Origin of the sequence: Actinotalea sp. C106 (assembly GCF_023630195.1) — a bacterium.
Classification (GTDB): Bacteria; Actinomycetota; Actinomycetes; order Actinomycetales; family Cellulomonadaceae; genus Actinotalea.
Genome location: NZ_JALPKN010000548.1, coordinates 1 through 986, shown reverse-complemented (window position 1 = coordinate 986; position 986 = coordinate 1). Strand labels below are relative to the sequence as shown.

The following is a 986-nucleotide window of genomic DNA, read 5'->3' as shown; positions in this document are numbered from 1 at the left end:
TACGATCCGACTTACCCACGCCGCCCCCCCAGCCGGCAGCACGACGTCCTCGGCCAGGCCCAGCTCCTCGATCAGCCGCGGGACGGCGGGGGAGCGGGTCGCGTAGGACTCCGCCCCCGCGTCGAGCCGCAGCCCGTCGACCTCGTGCACACCGATGCAGCCACCGGGGCGGTCCCGCGCCTCGAGGAGCACCACCTCGCGCCCCGCGATCGCGAGGTCCCGGGCCGTGACCAGGCCCGCGACCCCGCCGCCGACGACGACCACGGGAGCGGGCATCACAGCTCCCCGTGGGCCAGGCGGACGATGCGCGTGAGCACCTCGGGGTCGGTGGTCGGGGGCACCCCGTGACCCAGGTTGAGCACGTGACCTGGAGCTTCGCCGCCCTGCGCGATGACCTCGCGGACGTGGTCCTCGAGCACCGGCCAGGGCGCTCCGAGCAGCGCGGGGTCGATGTTCCCCTGCACCACGGTGGTGCCGCCCAGGCGCCGGTTGGCCTCGGCCAGCCCGATGCGGTGGTCCACCCCGACGACGTCGGCCCCCACGTCCCGCATGGCTGCGAGCAGCTCGCCCGTGCCGGTGCCGAAGTGCACGACAGGGACGTCGAGGTCGGCCACGTGGGTCAGCGCCCGACGCGAGGCGGGCGCCACGTAGGCCTCGTAGTCGGCCAGGGAGAGCGAGCCCGCCCAGGAGTCGAAGAGCTGCGCGGCGCTGGTGCCGGCGAGGACCTGGGCCCGCAGGAACGCCCCGGTCACGTCGGCCGCCCAGTCCATGAGGGCCTGCCAGGTCTCGGGCTCGGCGTGCATGAGGGTCCGGGCCCGCAGCTGGTCCTTCGACGGACCGCCCTCGACCAGGTAGCTGGCCAGGGTGAACGGCGCGCCCGCGAAGCCGATCAGCGGGGTCTGGCCGAGCTCGGCGACCGTGCGGGCCACGCCCTCGGTGATCGGCGCGAGGGCCGCGGGCTCGAGCGGCCGCAGCCGGGCGACGTC

The 986-nt window shown here is 75.7% G+C and carries 2 protein-coding genes; both read right to left on the bottom strand.

Translation table 11 applies throughout. The annotated features are described in order from the left end of the window. Positions 1 to 276, bottom strand: a 276-nt coding sequence (locus tag L0B03_RS18400; protein WP_250448525.1) for an FAD-dependent oxidoreductase, incomplete at its 3' end; no start/stop codon positions are given. Then, positions 276 to 986: uroporphyrinogen decarboxylase family protein (locus L0B03_RS18395; RefSeq protein ID WP_250448523.1), on the bottom strand; the 711-nt coding region annotated here is incomplete at its 5' end. The genes L0B03_RS18395 and L0B03_RS18400, both read right to left, overlap by 1 nt.